Origin of the sequence: Vibrio atlanticus, from assembly GCF_024347315.1 — a bacterium.
GTDB classification, from domain to species: domain Bacteria; phylum Pseudomonadota; class Gammaproteobacteria; order Enterobacterales; family Vibrionaceae; genus Vibrio; species Vibrio atlanticus.
Genome location: NZ_AP025461.1, coordinates 1,278,497 through 1,297,721 on the forward strand (window position 1 = coordinate 1,278,497; position 19,225 = coordinate 1,297,721).

The window sequence follows — 19,225 nt, forward strand, 5'->3', positions numbered from 1 at the left end:
ACTAGCTAACTGATCGTATTTAGAGGCATTAAAGGACACCATTTTAAAAAACCAAGTTTTTATACAACTTTTTTCATATTGTCTTTTTTATGCATAAAGAAGTGAAAAGAAGCAAAAAAAAATTGAAAACTGCCTTTAAAGATCCTTAGTTATTGTGATTAAAGCAATTAAGGCAGTGGAATGATGATAGACATGACGAATTTGTTGCGTTCAATCGACAACAACCACAAAGGGCTGCAATTGCTATTAGGCGACTTTTATAAGGACTTTTCAGACGCAGCAATCAACATAGAGACGCTTCATAAGAGTAATCGCTTTGACGAACTCAACAACTACTCAAAAAAATTGAAGACCATCTTAACCTTGCTGTGTGACCAAGACCTACCGCCCAAAATGGCCAAATTGGAACATTTGAGTAAACACAAATTCCCTGCGCCGGAAGCGCTTTTAGAGGATGTAAAAACTGAACTACAAAACGTCAATAGACAAATCCATCACTTGTTGGATATTAAGGAAGTTGTAGATGACGAGTCATCGAGGTAGGTCATGAGCAATAACCAAATAGAGCATCACCTAAGAAAAGCGCTTGTTTCTAACAACGAGGCTTCCAAGGTCACAGCAGATGACACCATCGTGCTTGCAAGTGCGATGACTAGCGTTCACAAGACGTTACTCATCATTTTTCTACTTGCTTTGGTGGCTATCGCCGTAGCGTCACAAGCACGTATCGACATTGTCGTTTCTGTGCGTGGCGAGCTGTTGCTAGAGTCTGATGTTGAGAAAGTTCAACATCTAGAAGGCGGTATTTTAGAAGAGCTGTTAGTGAGAAAAGGGGAAGTTGTGTATGAAGGCCAACCTATTGCTCGAATCCGCTCACTCGACCGTAACACCCAACTCGATACAGTGAACACCGAAATCATTCAGCTGGAACTCGATAAAATCCGTTATGAAAGCTTGCGTGACATGGTCGAACCAAACTTTGCTTCTTACATCGAAAAGTACCCAGAACAAGTTCAAGTCAACATGAATACGTGGCAGCAAGAGTTCTCGAAGAACCGCTCTAACGAAGAGCTGATCACTCACGATATTAAACACAAAAACTCTCTAATTGGATCAATGCTAAAGCGTCGCAAAAGCTCAGAGAACCAACTCTCACTCATTCGCAAACAACTCAACATCAAAAACACGCTTTATAAAGAAGAGATGGCGTCCTATGTCGACGTTCTAAATATGAAAGTACAAGAATCCAATATGGTTCGTGAGATTGAAAACCTTGATGAGTCCGTCATGAATGAACGTTTTCAACTCGATAAGCTGGAAAAGCAACATCGCGATTTGGTTGAGAATCGTAATTCTGAATATCAAGCACAAATCATTCAGGCTAATAAAGACCTCAAACTGAAACGGATCTTACAACCACAACATTCCGATAAGGTAGATCGCTTAATCGTCTACTCACCAGTGGATGGTGTGGTCGACAAATTACACTTCAACTTCCGTTCTGCGGTAATACCACCCGGCGAGAGTATCGCTGATATTGCTCCAATCAATAACTCCCTACACGGTGAAGCGAAAATTCCGCGTAAAGACATGGGGTTTGTCGAAATTGGCCAAGCGGTAAAAGTAAAAATGGATACTTATAACTTCGCAAAATATGGATTTGTTGAGGGAACCATCGCCTCAATTAGCCGTTCATCATATGAAGAAGAAGATGCCGAATTCTATTTGGCAGAGATTGAGATTGATCGAAACTTTCTTGAACGAGGAGGCACTCAATACAAATTATCACCTTATATGGAATTTACCGCCGACGTAAAAACAGGCTCGCGTCGCGTGATCGAATACGCAGCAAAACCTGTGATGTCAGCCATCGAAGATGCATTCGATGAGAGGTAATTAATGAGCGGAAAACCTTCTTATAACATTTCCGTACCAGCTCTACGTCTGAGCATATTGTTCAGCGTAGTACTAGCGGCGCTCGCTTTCTATTTATACTTTTCTTGGTCAAAAGTAGATTCGGTTGCTCAAGTGCAAAGTGCCCCACTGCTCATACAAGCTCAGAAGCTTAATCAGACCATCGAACAAGATATTCAAACTCTACAGCAGTGCTTAAGTACCGACACTTGTGTTACTAACGAATTCAATCTAGTTAACTTGAAGCGTGAAATAGATGAATTTAGATCGCTAGCCTCTTTGAACAAAACTGAATTTAGCTTGGTTGGCGCGACTGAATACACCCAACTTGAATTAGCTATCAATCGCTTTTCCGACAGCACTAAAACACGCAACGACGTACTCGACTTATACCTGTCACTGACGAACAACTACCTACAAATGGACGACAACTACCGCACCATGTTCAACAACCATGCGAGCGACTTGATGTCAGAGAAAAACGAGTTCTTTATCTGGTTGTTTATGGTGGTCGTGATACTGGCAGTAATCACGGTTCTATCGAATTCAGTTGCTATGTTGAAGCTGAAGAAATCCAGCTCTAATGAACGAGAAATCGACTATGAGTTCGATGCTCTCTATCAAGAGCTGAAACAACTCGACTTGCAAAGACTCGAAGAGCTTCTGAATGAAGTGAGCATCAACCCGAAACAACGCCAGATCTACTCTCACCTCAAACTGATCTTCAGTAAATTGGAAGACCAAAAGCGCAATAACGATCTCTACAAACAGTTGTATGCACTGATCGGGTATGAGATTCGTGGAATCACCAACACCATCAACGGTGGTGTCCAATATCTGGTGCAAGAAACCGATGAAAACGGCGTATTGATGGCGAAGGATATTACCTCTGCGTGTAGTACCTTATCTGAGTTAGCAGAAAACTATAACCGTTTGATTTCACAGGGTACGGAAAGTAAGTCGAAGGAATTCTCGCTACTGAGCGTGTTGTCTGAATTGATGATTCATATCAGCGCCAAAGTTCAGAGGAACGAAGGTCAACTCGACTGCTTTATCTCTGACAATTTGCCGAACCGTGTTGAAGGCCAATCCACCAGCTTGTTCTGGATTTTGTTCCTACAGCTTTCTAACGCCATCCAACTTAAATCAAACAAGAAGTTATTCGTGACAATAGAGTCTGGCGCAGCTTCGGATATGGAAAATACACGTGTCACCATCAATCTCAACTTCCTTTCAACGTTAGATGTCTCTGTTGCCAAGCTCAATAAGCTCCATTGGAGCGATCATAAACACCATACCGCTAACACAGACGACTTAGCGAAAAGCGTATTAAGAGATTACGGGTATTACGAAAGTCACTGGTTTCAATCGGGTACACAGGAACGTTTTCAGATCGAGCTTGATCTCAAGGCGAAGAATTTCCATACAGAGAAAACACGCTTCGACGACAAGCGTTTACTGCTTTGCGCCAATACACAAGTTCGTATCGATGTAATGAAGAAAATGCTCTGTAACTTGGGGCTTGATATCACTGAAATCCGCACTGCAAATGAGTTGTTTTCAGCGGCGAAGACCTTTGGTGAATACGATGCCATCATGCTGACCGATACCTTTGAATCTAACAAGCTGCCATCACTGAGCAAAACGGTGAAATCTCAACTTAAGAATCACCCAAATACCAAGCTGTTGCTGTCAGTAACCAATACTCAGCATGCACAAGAGTGTCACAGCTTCGTCGATAAGATCATCAACTCCCCTGCGATTCCTTATGAGTTTATTCCGAACTTACTCACCATTATGGAAGCAGAAGCATCAGAAGAGCAGATGGAGAACAGCTCATTCCTTATCGTAGAGGATGACCGAGTTCAACAAATCTTACTTAAACGAATCCTCACCAAGCAAGAGTATGAACCAGACACGGTTGGCGATGGCGCTGACGCAGTGGAGCACTTCATGAATAAACGTTCTGACATCATCTTCATGGACTGCATCATGCCGGGTATGGGCGGTATTGAGGCGACCAAACGCATTCGCCAATTCGAACAAGAAAACGAGAAAAACCCTTGTACCATCATAGGGGCAACCGCATTGACCAGCAGTAACGAACACCAGGCTTGTATTGAAGCCGGAATGGATTACGTGATCAGCAAACCTTACAAAAGCGACCAAATCATCAAGGTGATCAACAAGTATGTGGCTGTACAGAAACTTAACTAGCAGCGTTTTGGCTGCACTTGCATTCAGCACGATACCTTCAGCATCGGCGACGACCCTGCTTGAGGCGGTAGAACTCGGCCTGCAAAACAGCCTATCTCTTCGTGCCAGTGATAAAGGTGTGGAAGAGAACGAATACAATATTGGGATCAGCCGATCTAAGTTTCTACCTTCGCTTAATGGCGCTGCCGATACCACATGGAATGAGAATGAAACCTTGTTATCGAGCGTGCCCGACGAAACCTCTAGCTATAACTCAAACAGCTACAGCCTTTCCCTTTCCCAATCGATATTCAATCTTGGTGATATTTTCAAATATGGCACGGCAAAACTCGACTTCAATATTGAAGAAATTAAACACGAGAACAAAATCCAGAGCACCATCTCTGAAATCGGCTCTCAATACTTCGAGTATTTGAAAAACAATGCGCAGATAAAAGCGACAAAGGTCGAGCTTAAATCGTCTGAGACTCGTGAACATCAGATGCGACGCAACGTAGAGTTGGGGAACACAGCCGCCAGCGAGCTGTACGAAGTTATCGCTCAGAAAGAAGGTGTGTCGAATCGATTAAGAACCTTGCAGAAAGATCGCCGTGTCATTCTCAACGGGCTATCCATTCAGATTCAGTACCCTATCACTCCGTCACAAGACATATACGAAAGTGTGCCTTTAAAAGAGATAAACGAAAGCGAACAACACTCAATCATGGATCAAGCGTTAAAGCTCAATAACGACTTGTTAGTGGCGAAGAAAAACGTCGAGAGAAGCCGTAGAAGCTTAAAAGAGAGCGGTACAAACTTCTTACCTACCGTGTCGCTTTCAGCCAGCTATCGTCACGATGACGCCAATAACTACGATAAAACCGACATCACAGCAACAGGCGAAAGCAACTCAACTAGCGTTGGCTTGAGCCTAGCCTTGCCTATCTTGTCTGGTGGCTCTGATTACTACGGATATCAAAAATCCTCGACGGCGATTGAACGTACCGAGCTGCTTTATCAAGACTCGCTTTACACCACGCGCAACAGCGTGAACACCTCAGTGCTCAACATTAACGATTTTTCGCAATCTATCGGCAGTTACGAGAACATCATTCGCGCCAACTATGCCTCTTACAAAGGTATTCAAAGGGCATACCAGTTAGGCAGCCGTACGATCACCGATTTACTTGCCGCAGAAAGTAAGCTTTTCAGCGCCTTAAGAGATTATGAAAGCGCACGATACGACTACATCATCGAAACCATCAAGCTTGAGCAAGTTAAGGGTGTGCTGTCGATTCAATCGATAGAAAGCATCATGCAATTGATGAGTGATATCGAAGGGCGAAACAATCAAGAATTAGTGCCTAAACACCTTCTCTCAACTGAGTCGTTGAAAACAGGAGGTCGCAATGCAAACTGAGCAGTTTTCTCAAAAGATCAATATGGCAGATAAGTGTTATCTGACTTTCTCTACGATAATTTCCACTCTATTTGGCTTGGTACTGCCCTTCTCTATTCTGATCATTTTCGACCGAGTATTACCCAACCAAGCACAAGACACGTTGTTCTTGCTGTTCGCGATTATCTTGATTTCTATCTTCCTCGACTACCATCTGAAAAGTCAGGAAGAGAAGATATCTTCGGTCATCATGAGGCAGTTTGAGACCAACTTAACCAACAAGGTCTTCCAATCCATCTGTTTGGCTGAGATCTCCAAATTCCGCCGTTTAGAACCGGGGGAATACCTCGAACGAATCTCAACCATTCCAGAGCTTAAAACCTTCTTTGGTGGCGAATCAGTTCGAGCGCTGATTAACCTAGCCGTCAGTGTGATTACCATCCTCATCATAGGCCTAATTAACATATGGGCTGGCGTGACACTTCTTATTGCCTCTCTGATCTTAGCCATTTTCGCTTGGAGCCTTTCTAAGCAAAAGATTGGCAGCTTACAGAACAAGTCCGATATAGAGGGCTTAACGACGTCCAAGATCATTGAAATCATTTCAAGCCCGCTGGATATCAAAGCGCGAAACATGGAATACCGCGTTGAAAGCCTGATGACACAAATGGTCGAGGAACGTGAAGTTGAAAACATCAAATACGAACAGATTGAATCGAATTTTGGCTTGATCTTAGCGCTCATCCAACAACTCTCGATTGCTTGTGTTGTTGTGGTATTGGCAACAGCCGTTATCAATATGGAGTCAAGCCAAGGCATCATGGCCGCGATAATCATGTTGACCAACCGTTACTTTGCGCCCTACCAACAAGTGATGCGTACCGCGAGCCGCTGGGAACTAAACAAGCTTCATATACAACGTATCGCCGAACTTCTTGAACTGGCCGCGTCGGTTGAACATCAACATGAGACGACCGAAGTAGAACGTATTTCTGTTAAATATTCTGAAAAGCAGCGTATCGAATTTGAACTCGGACAAACCTATTTGCTTACCGGGAAAAGTGGCTCGGGTAAAACCCACCTTGCCAACTGCATTACACGTCAGAACAATGATAACAAACTGGACATCGTGATTAATGACACGCCTCTGAGTGACGTAAACTACAACGTTTGGCGTAACAGTGTACTGATGGTTGATAAGACCAGCTCGTTCGTAGAAGGGACGATTATCGATAACCTCACCTGTTTCCGCCCAAGCTTGAACAATACGGCTTTCGCCTTATGTGAAACCATGAACATCAAGGCTCAAATTGACGGGTTGCCTGCAGGTTTCTATACCGAGCTCAAAGGTCACATGCGTAACCCATTCTCACGCCAAGTTGGCTATGCGCTGTTACTCGTCCGAGCCCTGCTCGCCAGTAAACGTGTATTGATATTCGATGACATTGATTGTGTCTTTGATGAAGAGTTCGCACGCGTCGTCCTCACGAGTACCGCCTATCGTGCCAATGACAAGATCTTAATTATCGCTAGCAACAAGATGGATAAACTTAACCACCGCCTCAAACGCGTAAAACTTACCGGAGGTGACCAATGAGTATCCTAGTAGACTTCAATAATGTGCCGCAACGTGTCTTAGATTTTGAATCTAGTGGATACGACGAACGTTACAGTCAATCGCCACTTATTCGTGGTTTGGCCTACACCTTGATAGCGCTCGAATGGGAAGGCACGCCCGCTATACTCAGCGATGCTTTTATTCCAAAACCCAAAGACGGCGATAGCTTTACAGCAACCATAGAACGCCTTGGATACCGCTGTGATGTGACCAAACTAAAGACACTCGAGAATATCGATAAATATCCTCACCCGTGCTTTATTGAGATAGAAAACCTCAGTGCCATCTTCTTAGGGACAAAAGATGGGAAGTTGCTGCTGTTTGATTACACGAACAACAACACCATTGAATACCCAATGTGTAAAAAGCCCTGCTTGCTGATTTCTATTAGCGAATATTCTCGTCTGTTCCGCGAACCACCGCCGGAGTCGCAAGACAGAAGCAATTGGATTAAATACGCGTTCTACCGTTACAACAATGAACTTAAAAGCCTGATTATTCTTAGCTTCGTCATCAGTATTCTCGGTGCATTGCAGCCATTCTTCATCATGAGTGTCTATAACTTCGCACTGACTTCGAGCTCTCAAGCCACGCTCTATTGGTTGACCCTATTTGCCGTGATCGTCGGCTTCTCGGAATACTTCTTCAAAAAGATGCGAGTCAACATCATTGCCACCTCCGGTAAAGATCTCGCGGTTCACATATCCCAAGCCGTAATATCGAAACTGCTTTGGCTGCCCTACGCAATGACTTCAACCGCAGGGGTTTCGTCTCAGTTGGCTCGTTTGAAAGATATCGATACCTTCCGCCGCTTAGTGACCGCAGAATCGACCCTTAGTTACTTTGATATGCCGTTTGTGATTGTATTTATCATCGCGATTGCCCTGATGTCTGGTACAGCGGCATTAGTGGTGATGGGTGGTTTAATATTGATGTTGGTGTTCTGTGTGTACTCTCGTTACATCTACTCACAAGCCACATCTAAAAGCTCTCGCGCCAATGCGATGGTCTCTTATCAATGGAATGAAATCCTTCGTGGTATCAAGACCATTCAAGGCTTGCCTTTGTTGCGCGTGGTTCAATCTCGTTTTAGTGCCTCCCATATGCAAAGCACAAGTGATGCGGAGAATGTTGCTGTAACCAACAGTAAAATTCAGGCTGCAGGCGGTAGTTTGATTCAGGTGATTGGTACTGCAAGTATCGTGACCGCAGTAATCGGAGTCATGGAAGGCACTTCTGATGCGGGTGCGATGCTTGCAACCGTTATTCTCGTTTGGAAAGCACTAGGCCCGATCATGGGGATCTATAACTCAATTTCTAAGTTTCAATCCATCAAGGCGTCATCGGCACAGATAAACAATTTAATGTCGATGAATGACGACAAGCTAACGCTAGAAAAAAGCCCGCCTATTCGGCTGTTCCAAGGAAATATTGTGGGCAGTGGTGTCAGCCACCGTTACACAGGGGCAGCAACAGGGTTAACCAACCTTGGTTTCAAGATACCTCCCAGTGCAAAAGTCGTCATATGTGGCCCGACTGGCTGTGGAAAAACCACGCTCATTTCAATCATGGCTGGTTTAGAAGATCGTTATCAGGGCGCGGTGTCTGTCGATGGCTATAACATTAAGCAATTCAACAGTTATCGCTATCGCACGTCGATTAACTACATCCCTTTCAATTTGCACATTTTCGAAGGTTCTTTGGAGACCAATTTCATTTTACACAATGGATTGATTCCGACAGAGAAAATGCAGGAGATGGTGAGCTTCTTCGAGCTAGACGAATGGCTGCCAGAAGGCTTGGCGACTCAATTGAGTGTCGATAAATGCAAAGGTCTTCCCAATGGCATTCAACAAAAGCTGCGTTTGGCACTTGGTTTAGGCAACTGTGAGCAATCTCTGATAATCATTGATGAACCGTTCAACGGGGCTGAAAATGAAAACGCCCAGTATTTTAACCGACTGTTCAGCGATAAGTTGCTGAATAAAACCGTCATTTTTTCGACCAATGATCCCGGTTTGATCGCTACTTCCAATATGAGTTTGGTTCTAGAACCTGATGGCAACTTGAAATATTTTGGCTTAACAGACAAATACTTAAACAGCTTGAGTTAAACACGACGATGCTTATTCACAAATTACTCGTTAGATAAATGGATGTAATTGACAAAAACATAAGTGAGAGAGATGATTCGCTCTAAAATCACCGATAAAAAGGAAGCAAATGTACACATTCGTTGCAGACAAGCTTGATGTAGCTTACTTATCCGCAATTCCTGAAAACCATCAACTTCAGGGCTGCGATGTGCCTGAAGAGGAAATCGAACTTCGAGAGATCATAGAAGTTTGGTATGAGTGTGCCTTTCTACCCGCTTTCAATCTTCAGAAAATCGATATCGAGAACAAAGCTGAGTTAACCGTCGTACAATCAAATGTTCTGAGCAACGATACGCGTACGCTCGCTTTCCTACTCAAAAACAGAGTGTACCGCGCTGCACTGAACAGAATGCTCGGTGTTTGGGCACTAGAACCTTCTGCAAAAACGATGTTAGAGCAACTTCTATTTGAACTAAGTCTCGATAAAAATCACCCTAATTAACTCGCTTTTTAAGATACTCATCAATAAGCATCAAAATCAAACCGACCGCCAAACGCTATAAATTGCTAGCAAGAGAAGCCATTTCAAAATAAGCTGTGGAATCACAAGAACTTATACCCCTCCCACACTTCCATTAAATTTACAGTTTCAAAGTTTCCATATCGGCATTTTTATTCTACTGTTTTTATATAAAACCAGTTGGATGGATCCTTAATATGTCGACACTTACGGTCTGGAATAACCTTTCAGTTAAACATAAACTCTTTGGCTTAGTTCTACTACCAATCTCATTGCTCCTTTTCTTAGCCGGTAGACAAGCTTACTTTCTGACGACGCAGTTAAACGATTTTGAGCGAACCAATCAGTTAGCAATTTACCTTGAAGATATCTCTGTCTTGTATCGAAGTACTTTGGCACCAAACACTGAAGAGTTCGTTAATCGAAGTGCTAAGGTAAATGCCGAGCTCAAAGCACTTTCACCTAGCATATTTCTAAACAGTTCCGAAGAAGTGAACCAACTGCTGGCCGACTTCAGTGAGGCAACCTTGTCGACTATGAAAACGACCGACAGTTTCGATAAGCTGGATGCGATTGAGTGGCAAAGTGACTTGTACCAACAATTGTTGCTAGCCATTGAGAAAGTCCCTTTTGATATCACCAAGCGTGAGATTCAACAGCACCTCACCGCCTTGCATCAACTAGAGTGGTTGATGTTTTGGTCAAATGAAGAATTTAAGCTCAGCGCTTCACTCTTCGATATTTACCAAAATCATCAAGAGTATGATTCTGAACTAGCCGAGTTGGTTGAAAGCCTCAATGCTAGGCAAGTTTTGTTCTTAGAAAGATTTGTGTCCTTGAATGCCAATACACATCAAGTTTCACTCATGATTGAAGTGTTTAAAGATGAGGCTTTTATGAAAAGCCAAGAGATACGTCACGCACTTCATAGTTCATCCACAATAAGCGCATTGACTCCACAAGAGATCACTACCGGACTCAATGCGATGAGTGCTCGCCTAAGCCTGTTGCAGAATTTAGGTGACGTGATCAAACAAGAGTTCCAAGCCGAAGTAGCTCAAGCGATCTCAGATGCTCAAACAGAAAGAACGCTATTTATTTCCATCGTCACGTTGCTTGCAGCAACTGTTATGGGATTAACCCTCAGTTTAGCGAAACAAGTCACCAACAATCTTGGGCTAGTTCTTAGGTTCTTAAAAAGTGAAAATGATGATACCCGCCCTTCTTTGGACAAACTGATTCAAGGCAAAGACGAACTCAGCCTATTTGCTCAGCAAGTAGAGCGACTGACCATCGAACGAGAACATGCAAAAGAGAAGTTAACGATAGCGAAAGAAGACGCAGAGCGAGCTAAAGAAGACGCCGAAGAAGCCAAAGACCACGCGATACAAGCTAGCAAAGCGAAAAGTAGCTTCTTGGCCAATATGTCTCATGAAATTCGAACCCCACTGAATGGCGTTATCGGTATTTCGGAGATTCTGTCAGACACACCACTTACACCAACACAACGTGATTATGTAGATACGATCGAGACCTCATCTCAACTACTGCTAAGCCTGATCAACGACATCTTAGACTTCTCTAAGATTGAATCTGGCATGCTATTAATCAGCCCGCATTCGGCATCGATTAGAGAATCCATTTACGACATCGCATCTATTGTCGCGCCAAAAGCTAAAGAGCAAAAAATATCAGTGAACGTTGATATCAGCCCAGACACACCTGCACGCGTGATGATCGATGATCACCGATTAAGACAGATCTTGATGAACTTTATGTCGAACGCGGTGAAGTTCACAGCAGAAGGTGGCGTTACCCTGTCAATCCAAACGCTAAACAAAGCAGAAAACAATGTCACCCTAAGGTTTTCTGTGCGAGACACGGGGATTGGTATCGATAAACAGCAACAGAAACAGATATTCGAACCGTTCGCTCAAGAAGATGATTCAACGACCAGACAATTCGGTGGTACTGGTCTTGGCCTTGCGATCAGTACTCAGCTTGTTGAACTTATGGGTGGTCAGATCCAACTCGACTCCGTCAAAGGTGAAGGCAGTTGTTTCTACTTCGATCTAGAATTACCCATTGATTTAATGTTGCCAAAACCAAGCACAGCAACCGCCGACATTTATGTTCTAGGTAACGCGAACATGCTCTCTAAACGAATAGAATGGGACCTTAACCTCTATGGTTTAGAAATAACCCAACGAACGAGAGATACAGTTGAGCTTACACAACAACTCACGATTAAAAAGCACACTAACCCAATCACAGTTGTCTTTGCTGAAGATGACACATTCCAAGCCAGTGACTATACCAGTGACTTAGATAAGCTCCACCAAAACGGCATCACTATCTGCTTGATTCGATCATTTTTGAGCGAGCCGGCTGACATCGGCAATTGTGTTACGGCTCAAGTATCACAGCCCCTACTCGGTTTACGTTTGATTAAAGCGGTTGAGCTCTGTGATACACAAGGTCGGGTTGAGCTTTCAGAGGCGAACCAGCCTTCTCTAGAGATACAACACAAAATTCTGATCGTCGAAGACAACAAGGTCAACCAAAAAATTGCCGGACTTCATGTTGGTAAAAGTGGTTTTGAATTCGAGTTTGCGAATAATGGCCAGGAAGCCGTGGACATGTTCAGCTCGAACCCTCACTACGCAGCAATACTCATGGACTGCATGATGCCGGTTATGGATGGCTTTGAAGCGACAAGTAATATTCGCCGCGTTGAAAAAGAGACCAATGCCACGCGTCGTATCCCTATCATTGCCCTGACCGCCAGTGTGATTGATGACGATATTCAAAGGTGTTTCGACGTAGGCATGGACGACTACGTGCCAAAACCATTCAAATTTGAAATGTTAAAAGAAAAAGTACTTGCCGCCGTTGAAGCAATGCCACTTCCTGTTGCCTACAAAACTAAACCTACGAAAAAACCTGCGACCGTAACGCCGACTCTTAATGCTGCAGCTAAGCGGACAGTGCCGGAGGAAATAGAACAAAACGCGGTTCCGAGCAAATCTGAAAGAATACTGCTCGTCGAAGACAATCGAGTTAACCAAAAAGTCGCTTCGGTCATGCTAACAAGGGCTGGTTACGCTTTTGAAATTGCAGAGAATGGTCAAATTGCCGTTGATATGTACCAAAACGACAGTAGTTTCGACATTATATTAATGGATTGCATGATGCCCGTTATGGACGGCTTCACAGCAACTAAGGAAATTCGGGAGCATGAGAAAAATCTAGGCTTAAGCAAAACTCCTATCATCGCGTTAACCGCCAGTGTTATCGATGATGACATTCAAAAGTGCTTTGATTCAGGCATGGATGGATACGTAGCGAAGCCCGTAAGAAAAGAAAAGCTATTCCATCAAATAGAAAGTGCGACTTGTTAGGAGAAACCCATGGATTGGATTAAAACAATAAAAACACTTCCACGCAGAGTCATATTGCCAGTCGCGGTAGGGCTATTAGGAAACTTGCTTCTTCTCAGCCCAGCTCATGCCGCAGAAGATTACGCCATATTCTCTTTAGATTCAGGATTTGAAGAAATATCGATAAACAAAGCAAGGAAGCTGTATAGAGGAAAAACAAAACGACTCGATGGTAAACGTGTAGAACTTTCTGATTGGCCTGAAAACAGCAGCGAACGTGAAGTTTTTTACCAACAACTGCTTGGAAAAAACGCAGCTCAAATGAATGCCCATTGGGCGAGCTTATCCTTCTCTGGTAAGGCTCGTTATCCAAGAGAGATTAAATCGGCGTCCACCGAAACCTTGGTTGACTGGCTTGATGACAAGCCCAATCGAATTGGGTACGCCCCGCTCTCGACGCTCCCTGAAAATGCCAATGTTCTATACGTTATAAGCTCGGAGAAATAATATGAAAAAAATAATCACGTCAGTGCTATGTGCTTCAATTGCCTCTCCGGCTTTCGCTATTATTGAACTTACAGATAATTTTTCGTTAAGCGGATTTGGTTCTACTTCTTGGGCAACATCAGATAATGATTCCCCTTTAATCATCAACCGTGGTTTTACCGATGAAAATTGTTATGACTGTGATACCACCTTTGGGGTCCAGCTTGACTACTTCTACAACTCATTTAAGGCTTCCGTGCAAGTTGTCAAACCGCCCCAATATGATTGGAGTGACCCACAACTCGAGTGGGCTTATCTTGGCTATGAGTTTAATAACTTTGATGTGAGTATTGGTCGTCTAAGGCTTCCCCTGTTTCTAGCTTCTGAATACTATTATGTTGGCCAAGCCTATATGACGGCAAGACCACCAACAGAGGTGTATAACAGCGTTCTTGGTATTACCGCTTTCAACGGTGTCAAAGTGAGTTGGACTCATGATGTAAGCGATGAAGCTACCCTACAACTCTCTCCATTTGTCGGAATCAAAGATAAGAATGAAGTCGACTTCAATTCGACAACCGAGCTGGAATTTGAAACGAATCGAATGTTCGGAGCCAATCTACAATTGAGTGGTGATGACTATCGTTGGAACTTATCTTTCCTTGATTCAAATTTCGATCAAACGACAAAAATTAAAAACGTTGGCACGCTTCCAACAGCAGACAACCAACACATCCAACTTTGGTCGCTAGGCGCTGAATATGAATTTGGCCAAGCTGTATTGGCGAGCGAAGGTCAAATCAGTGACGTTTCTTCATCCATGTACGCGAGCCTAGGTTACCATTTAGGAGCATTCACACCTTACGTAGTATACGGCGCGCAATTTAACGCCAATGAGCACTTAGAAGGGAATAGCTACTTAGTTGGTGTAGATTACGACTTGATGTCAAATATATCTATCAATGGTGAAATGCAATTCTTCGAAGCTCGTAGGTCAAACGGTGCCTTTATTGACGCCCCTAAAACCGATAAAGATGCATTGCTCTACACCATCATGTTGAGTTTTGTTTTTTAGCTCGAATTCAAATCGATGGTCACTTGCAGCAATTAAGATCAAAAAAAGCCAGTCGAATATTCGACTGGCTTTCTCAATAACGGTTTATCAGCTTACCATTAACCCATCTAAAGCTTACGAGCTTGGCGCAACTCGTTTCTCTTTCAACTGTTCAATAACATAATCAGGAGCCACTTTACCTAGCTCACCCAAGCAATCATCGGTTTTTTCATTGCCATAGCGTACATAAATATCGCATACCGCGTATAACTGTTCTGGAGAGCCAGAGATCAAATACGCTTTCTCGAACGATTTAGTCGACTTGTCGATATCCAACTCTTCTTGTAGTACCCCATTGAGATACCAGTAATAGCTGTTATCTTTTGCAAGTTCTGCTGCTACTTCAATCTCTTTGGCTGCTGCTGCCTTATCTTCAAGGCGAACCAAAGTTAATGATTTAGAATAGTGCATCGCTGCATTGTCCGGCACGTTCTTCAAACCACGATCCAACACCTCGACCGCTTGTTGATCTTTATTCTGAGCTCGGAAGTTATCCGCGTAGCTCAGCCAAACTTGAGGGTCTTTCTGGTGAGTATTAATCAACTCAAGATAAATCGTTTCCGCTTTATCCCATTCATTGTGCCAACGGAGCACGTCAGCGAACAACAATTGAAACTTTTCAGATTCTTGTGATTCCAAGAATGTTATTAACTCAGCGACAGGTTGTTCGATTTGTGCTTTCTGTTCTTTATCTAACGTATTGTAATCACGAACTAAGTTCGATGTTGCTGAATGACGAACCATAGAGTCTGTATCGCTCAGCAAAGGCGAAACTAACGCCCAACGATGCTCAAGTTGATATGGCGAAGAACCGATAATCGAAGCCTCACGAACTTCAGGGTTTTGATCTTTCAAACCTCTTGCCACCGCCACCAGCGCATTCTGGCTTGGATATGAAGCAAGCTCTTGCAGTGCACCAGTACGATTTTCAACAGATTGATTTTGATCTTGTGCCATGTAAGACAACTGTTGAATGCGGGTTTGAGTGTCCGTCATTTCGAGCACTTGATTGATATTTTGTGCCGGTGCGTCAACGGTTTGTTGAACGCTATTGGCAGCCATTGCTGACGTTGAAATCAATGCAGACGTTGAAATCAATGCAGACGTTGAGATCAATGCGGACGTTGAAACCAACAAAGCAACAGCCGTCGCTAAACTCTTCTTCATAGTATTACCTTAAACTGGAGAACTTAGCCTGTCCTTAGACTCGTATCTGATTAAATTTGTCTTGGTCCTGTTGACCCAAAAAACGAGTTAAAACTTGGTCTCGAACGTAGTTTGTTGCGCCTGTTTTGCACGATGTGCCATTAATACTGAATCACTGAATTTGCCATGAGCAACCGGATGCCCCATCGCACGAGCGATATAAGCCATCGACTTGTCGACATGAGAAAAGAACTTGTGCCAACCTGCACATAAGTAGTTCAAGCCCGGTTCGCCTGCGCGAGTTTTGATAAAGCGGTTTTTAGGACATTCACCATGACAAGCAAACTTGTAATCACACTGCTGACATTGACTGGTCATTGTACGTGATTTAGCGAAACCAAACTTTTGCTGTGGTGCGCTGTACGCCAAATCATCAAGCTTCTCGTGGTGGATATTGCCAATTTTGTATTCAGGGTAAACGTAGTGGTCACAAGAGAACACATCACCGTTTGGCTCCATCGCGAGGCCTTTACCGCATATCTCATTCAAGGTACAAAGCGGGTTAGGACGCCCTATCCATGTTTCTAAACTTGCTTCAAAATACTGAACGAACACTTTACCGATGTCGTTCTTCGCCCACTCATCAAATACAGAAATAAGGAAGTTACCCCAAGCCAAGTCCGACACACACCACGATTCCATGATCGAATCTTTATGGCCGGGGATCAGGCGTTTGTCGCCTTGTTTTAGCTGCTCACTCACTTGGGATGTTTGTGGCGCAACCGTTCTAAAGGTTTTCTGTTCAACGATAGGAATAAACTGCATTTGTGGAGACTTCACCACATCACGTAGGAAGCGATACACCTCAAGTGCATTTTGACTGGTGAGGTTATTCACACAAGTCAACGTTGCAAATTTAACTTGATGTTTGTGCAGCAACTCAACCGCCGCCATCACTTGTTTGAATGTGCCACGGCCTGCTCTGTTAACACGATACGCATTGTGCAGCATTTCAGGGCCATCAATACTCAAGCCGATCAGGAAGTTATTCTTTGCTAAGAATCGGCCCCAATCGTCATTCAGCAGTGTGCCGTTGGTTTGTAGGTCATTTGAAATCAACACACCTTCAGGCTGGTACTTTTTTTGTAGCTCAACCACTCTTTCAAAGTACGCTAAACCCAGCATAGTCGGCTCGCCGCCCTGCCATGAGAAGATAATTTCAGGCGTGTTTTGACCTTCGATATATTGTCGGATGTAGGTTTCTAACGTCTCATCATCCATTCTTGGAGAACTGCCTTTCTTGTACTCCAACAAATCTTGCTTACTTAGGTAATAACAATATTTACAGTCGATGTTGCACGCTGCGCCAATTGGCTTAGCCATAACATGCAAGCGTTTAGACGCTTTACCATTGTATTGTGGACCTTGAGTAATGTGCATGATTTATCTACCTATCTTAGTGTCTGTAGCCATCATAATGCCTATTTCAATCAGTGGCATGTTATACCCTTTATAACCAATAGGAATGACCTTAAACGTTAAAATTGCCCTCTATTTCGAACATTCGAGGCACGTGATGAAATTTTTTAATTACAAACAAATAGCGGCGATCAGCAGCGTCACCATGACTATTTTCCTAAGCGGCTGTGCGAGCGTGCCTACACACCCCATCGCCCAACAAATTGACCAAGAAATGGTGCTAGTTGAAGGTGGTACATTCACCATGGGTTCGAACGATCCTGAAGCGACCAAAGCAGAACGACCAGCACGAAATATAACTGTAGATAGTTTCTACATTGCGAAGTTTGAGGTGACTCAAGAATTGTTCGAATCAGTGATGGGTTCATCTCTCAGTTATTTCCAAAACCCACAAGTTCCAGTCAATAACCTTAGCTGGCAGCAAGCGAACTACTTCGTTGATCAATTGAACGAACTTACTGGTGAAGAATACCGCCTGCCGACTGAAGCTGAATGGGAATTTGCTGCGAAGGGTGGCAACAAAAGCAAAGGCTATACTTACAGTGGTTCCAATAACTTAGATGATGTTGCGTGGTACTCAGCAAATTCTAAAAATAGCGCACATCCAGTCGGGCTAAAGAAGCCAAATGAACTAGGCTTATATGACATGACCGGAAACGTGGGTGAGTTTGTGATTGATGCCTTCGATGACACCTTCTACCGATTCGGTCCAACAGACAATCCTAACAACGCAAAACACAGCGACGTTGGTTTATCACACAAATCAGTGCGCGGTGGCAGCTTTGCTTATGACGAAGATGAATCTGAAAGTTACCGTCGCGACTTCGCAAGCCAATCGATCACTATGTCAGATATGGGTCTGCGTTTAGTTAAAGACACGAACTAGCTAAAGCTGTGAGCTAGTTAAAGAGATGAACTAATTAAAGGTGCCAACGGTTATGAATCAACAATCTTCACTAGCGATACTAAATACGACTTGCACTATACACACATTAAAAATCTGACCAAACATTAGGGCGTGTTGATCTTTCGTGAGTGTTTTTTGAACAGCATGGTAAAGAGTTATAATTTGCTTCGCCAAAAGTAAAACCATAACCAATACCATGCCAAGAACAATGCTAACTGATATTCGCTGGGAACTGCTACTCCAAGTTATGAAAAGTACAGGTCGTATTTACGATAAAACTGAACATCGAATGACATTTGAAGGAATACTTTATCGAATGAGAACAGGTATTCCTTGGCGAGATCTACCCTCTGAGTTCGGAGAGTGGAGTACCGTTTACAGACGATTTAATCTTTGGTCAAAGAAAGGGATTTTAGATAAACTTTTCAAAAGCTTATCTAGCATGGCTGATTTTGAATGGGTCTTTCTTGATGGCTCTATAGTTCGAGCGCATCAGCATAGTACAGGTGCAGCTACTGAAAGCTCAGAGCAAATAGGAAAAAGTCGCGGGGGCAACTCAACCAAAATTCACTTAGCCGTAGATAGTGGTGGTCTGCCGATTTGCTTTGATTTATCAGAAGGACAACGCCACGATATAGTGCATGCCGAAAGCTTAGTTGAACAACTCGATGAAGTTAATACTATCGTTTGTGATAAAGGATATGACAGCGAACCTTTCCGTACTTTTGTTAAGGAACGTGGCGGAGAAACGGTAATTGCTAAACGCAATTACGGACAAGATATAGACAAAGACAGTATGGATTGGTGTCTATACAAGTATCGTCACTTGGTCGAAAATGCCTTTGGGAGAATTAAGCATTATCGAGCTATTTCAAGTAGATATGACAAGCTAGAAAGGAATTATGCCAGCATGTTATCGCTGGCATTCATGTTAATGTGGCTACCGATGTATTGTTGAACACAAAATGTA

General features: G+C 43.3%; 14 protein-coding genes. 12 read left to right on the forward strand and 2 right to left on the reverse strand.

Annotated elements, in window-relative coordinates; translation table 11 throughout:
• The first annotated feature begins 180 nt into the window (after nt 1-180).
• The 10 genes from OCV30_RS21340 to OCV30_RS21385 all read left to right on the forward strand — a co-directional run bounded on the left by OCV30_RS21340 (nt 181) and on the right by OCV30_RS21385 (nt 14,684).
• On the forward strand, nt 181-543 hold the full coding sequence (locus OCV30_RS21340) for a hypothetical protein (RefSeq protein WP_065678414.1): 363 nt from the start codon (nt 181-183) through the stop codon (nt 541-543).
• A gap of 3 nt (nt 544-546) precedes the next feature.
• Complete coding sequence (locus tag OCV30_RS21345) at nt 547-1,896, forward strand: HlyD family type I secretion periplasmic adaptor subunit (RefSeq protein ID WP_009844977.1); 1,350 nt, start codon at nt 547-549, stop codon at nt 1,894-1,896.
• Between the two features lie 3 nt (nt 1,897-1,899).
• On the forward strand, nt 1,900-4,131 hold the full coding sequence (locus OCV30_RS21350; protein WP_065678413.1) for an ATP-binding response regulator: 2,232 nt from the start codon (nt 1,900-1,902) through the stop codon (nt 4,129-4,131).
• Nucleotides 4,106-5,530: a TolC family protein gene (locus OCV30_RS21355; RefSeq protein WP_065678412.1), complete on the forward strand. Its 1,425-nt coding sequence runs from the start codon at nt 4,106-4,108 to the stop codon at nt 5,528-5,530. The genes OCV30_RS21350 and OCV30_RS21355 overlap by 26 nt, the downstream gene beginning before the upstream one ends.
• Entirely contained in the window at nt 5,520-7,106 is a 1,587-nt protein-coding gene (locus tag OCV30_RS21360; RefSeq protein ID WP_065678411.1) for an ABC transporter transmembrane domain-containing protein, read from the forward strand. Before OCV30_RS21355 ends, OCV30_RS21360 begins: the two co-directional genes overlap by 11 nt.
• Nucleotides 7,103-9,241 (forward strand): ATP-binding cassette domain-containing protein, encoded by a 2,139-nt coding sequence (locus OCV30_RS21365; protein ID WP_017099379.1) that lies wholly within the window; start codon nt 7,103-7,105, stop codon nt 9,239-9,241. Before OCV30_RS21360 ends, OCV30_RS21365 begins: the two co-directional genes overlap by 4 nt.
• A gap of 109 nt (nt 9,242-9,350) precedes the next feature.
• On the forward strand, nt 9,351-9,725 hold the full coding sequence (locus tag OCV30_RS21370) for a hypothetical protein (RefSeq protein ID WP_065678410.1): 375 nt from the start codon (nt 9,351-9,353) through the stop codon (nt 9,723-9,725).
• A gap of 215 nt (nt 9,726-9,940) precedes the next feature.
• Nucleotides 9,941-13,144 carry a response regulator gene (locus OCV30_RS21375; protein WP_065678409.1) on the forward strand — a complete coding sequence of 1,068 codons (3,204 nt, stop codon included), beginning with the start codon at nt 9,941-9,943 and terminating at the stop codon, nt 13,142-13,144.
• Between the two features lie 9 nt (nt 13,145-13,153).
• Nucleotides 13,154-13,630 (forward strand): hypothetical protein, encoded by a 477-nt coding sequence (locus tag OCV30_RS21380; RefSeq protein ID WP_009844970.1) that lies wholly within the window; start codon nt 13,154-13,156, stop codon nt 13,628-13,630.
• A 1-nt stretch (nt 13,631) separates the two neighbouring features.
• Nucleotides 13,632-14,684: a porin family protein gene (locus tag OCV30_RS21385; protein WP_065678408.1), complete on the forward strand. Its 1,053-nt coding sequence runs from the start codon at nt 13,632-13,634 to the stop codon at nt 14,682-14,684.
• A 114-nt stretch (nt 14,685-14,798) separates the two neighbouring features.
• Here OCV30_RS21385 and OCV30_RS21390 read toward each other — a convergent pair whose 3' ends face one another.
• Nucleotides 14,799-15,890, reverse strand: a complete 1,092-nt coding sequence (locus OCV30_RS21390) for a HEAT repeat domain-containing protein (RefSeq protein WP_065678407.1) — start codon at nt 15,888-15,890, stop codon at nt 14,799-14,801.
• An 87-nt stretch (nt 15,891-15,977) separates the two neighbouring features.
• Entirely contained in the window at nt 15,978-17,309 is a 1,332-nt protein-coding gene (locus tag OCV30_RS21395) for an anaerobic sulfatase maturase (RefSeq protein WP_065678406.1), read from the reverse strand.
• 136 nt (nt 17,310-17,445) lie between these two features.
• Between OCV30_RS21395 and OCV30_RS21400 the strand changes: the two genes are divergently transcribed.
• A complete protein-coding gene (locus OCV30_RS21400; RefSeq protein ID WP_065678405.1) occupies nt 17,446-18,234 on the forward strand; it encodes a formylglycine-generating enzyme family protein in 789 nt (262 codons plus the stop codon).
• A gap of 217 nt (nt 18,235-18,451) precedes the next feature.
• Nucleotides 18,452-19,213 (forward strand): IS5 family transposase, encoded by a 762-nt coding sequence (locus tag OCV30_RS21405; RefSeq protein WP_102552608.1) that lies wholly within the window; start codon nt 18,452-18,454, stop codon nt 19,211-19,213.
• Nucleotides 19,214-19,225: the final 12 nt, after the last annotated feature.

Excerpts from the sequence above, each read along its gene's own strand:
- OCV30_RS21340 (WP_065678414.1), top strand. The coding sequence starts at position 181 with ATGATGATAGACATGACGAATTTGTTGCGTTCAATCGACAACAACCAC.
- OCV30_RS21345 (WP_009844977.1), top strand. The coding sequence starts at position 547 with ATGAGCAATAACCAAATAGAGCATCACCTAAGAAAAGCGCTTGTTTCT.
- OCV30_RS21350 (WP_065678413.1), top strand. The coding sequence starts at position 1,900 with ATGAGCGGAAAACCTTCTTATAACATTTCCGTACCAGCTCTACGTCTG.
- OCV30_RS21355 (WP_065678412.1), top strand. The coding sequence starts at position 4,106 with ATGTGGCTGTACAGAAACTTAACTAGCAGCGTTTTGGCTGCACTTGCA.
- OCV30_RS21360 (WP_065678411.1), top strand. The coding sequence starts at position 5,520 with ATGCAAACTGAGCAGTTTTCTCAAAAGATCAATATGGCAGATAAGTGT.
- OCV30_RS21365 (WP_017099379.1), top strand. The coding sequence starts at position 7,103 with ATGAGTATCCTAGTAGACTTCAATAATGTGCCGCAACGTGTCTTAGAT.
- OCV30_RS21370 (WP_065678410.1), top strand. The coding sequence starts at position 9,351 with ATGTACACATTCGTTGCAGACAAGCTTGATGTAGCTTACTTATCCGCA.
- OCV30_RS21375 (WP_065678409.1), top strand. The coding sequence starts at position 9,941 with ATGTCGACACTTACGGTCTGGAATAACCTTTCAGTTAAACATAAACTC.
- OCV30_RS21380 (WP_009844970.1), top strand. The coding sequence starts at position 13,154 with ATGGATTGGATTAAAACAATAAAAACACTTCCACGCAGAGTCATATTG.
- OCV30_RS21385 (WP_065678408.1), top strand. The coding sequence starts at position 13,632 with ATGAAAAAAATAATCACGTCAGTGCTATGTGCTTCAATTGCCTCTCCG.
- OCV30_RS21390 (WP_065678407.1), bottom strand. The coding sequence starts at position 15,890 with ATGAAGAAGAGTTTAGCGACGGCTGTTGCTTTGTTGGTTTCAACGTCC.
- OCV30_RS21395 (WP_065678406.1), bottom strand. The coding sequence starts at position 17,309 with ATGCACATTACTCAAGGTCCACAATACAATGGTAAAGCGTCTAAACGC.
- OCV30_RS21400 (WP_065678405.1), top strand. The coding sequence starts at position 17,446 with ATGAAATTTTTTAATTACAAACAAATAGCGGCGATCAGCAGCGTCACC.
- OCV30_RS21405 (WP_102552608.1), top strand. The coding sequence starts at position 18,452 with ATGCCAAGAACAATGCTAACTGATATTCGCTGGGAACTGCTACTCCAA.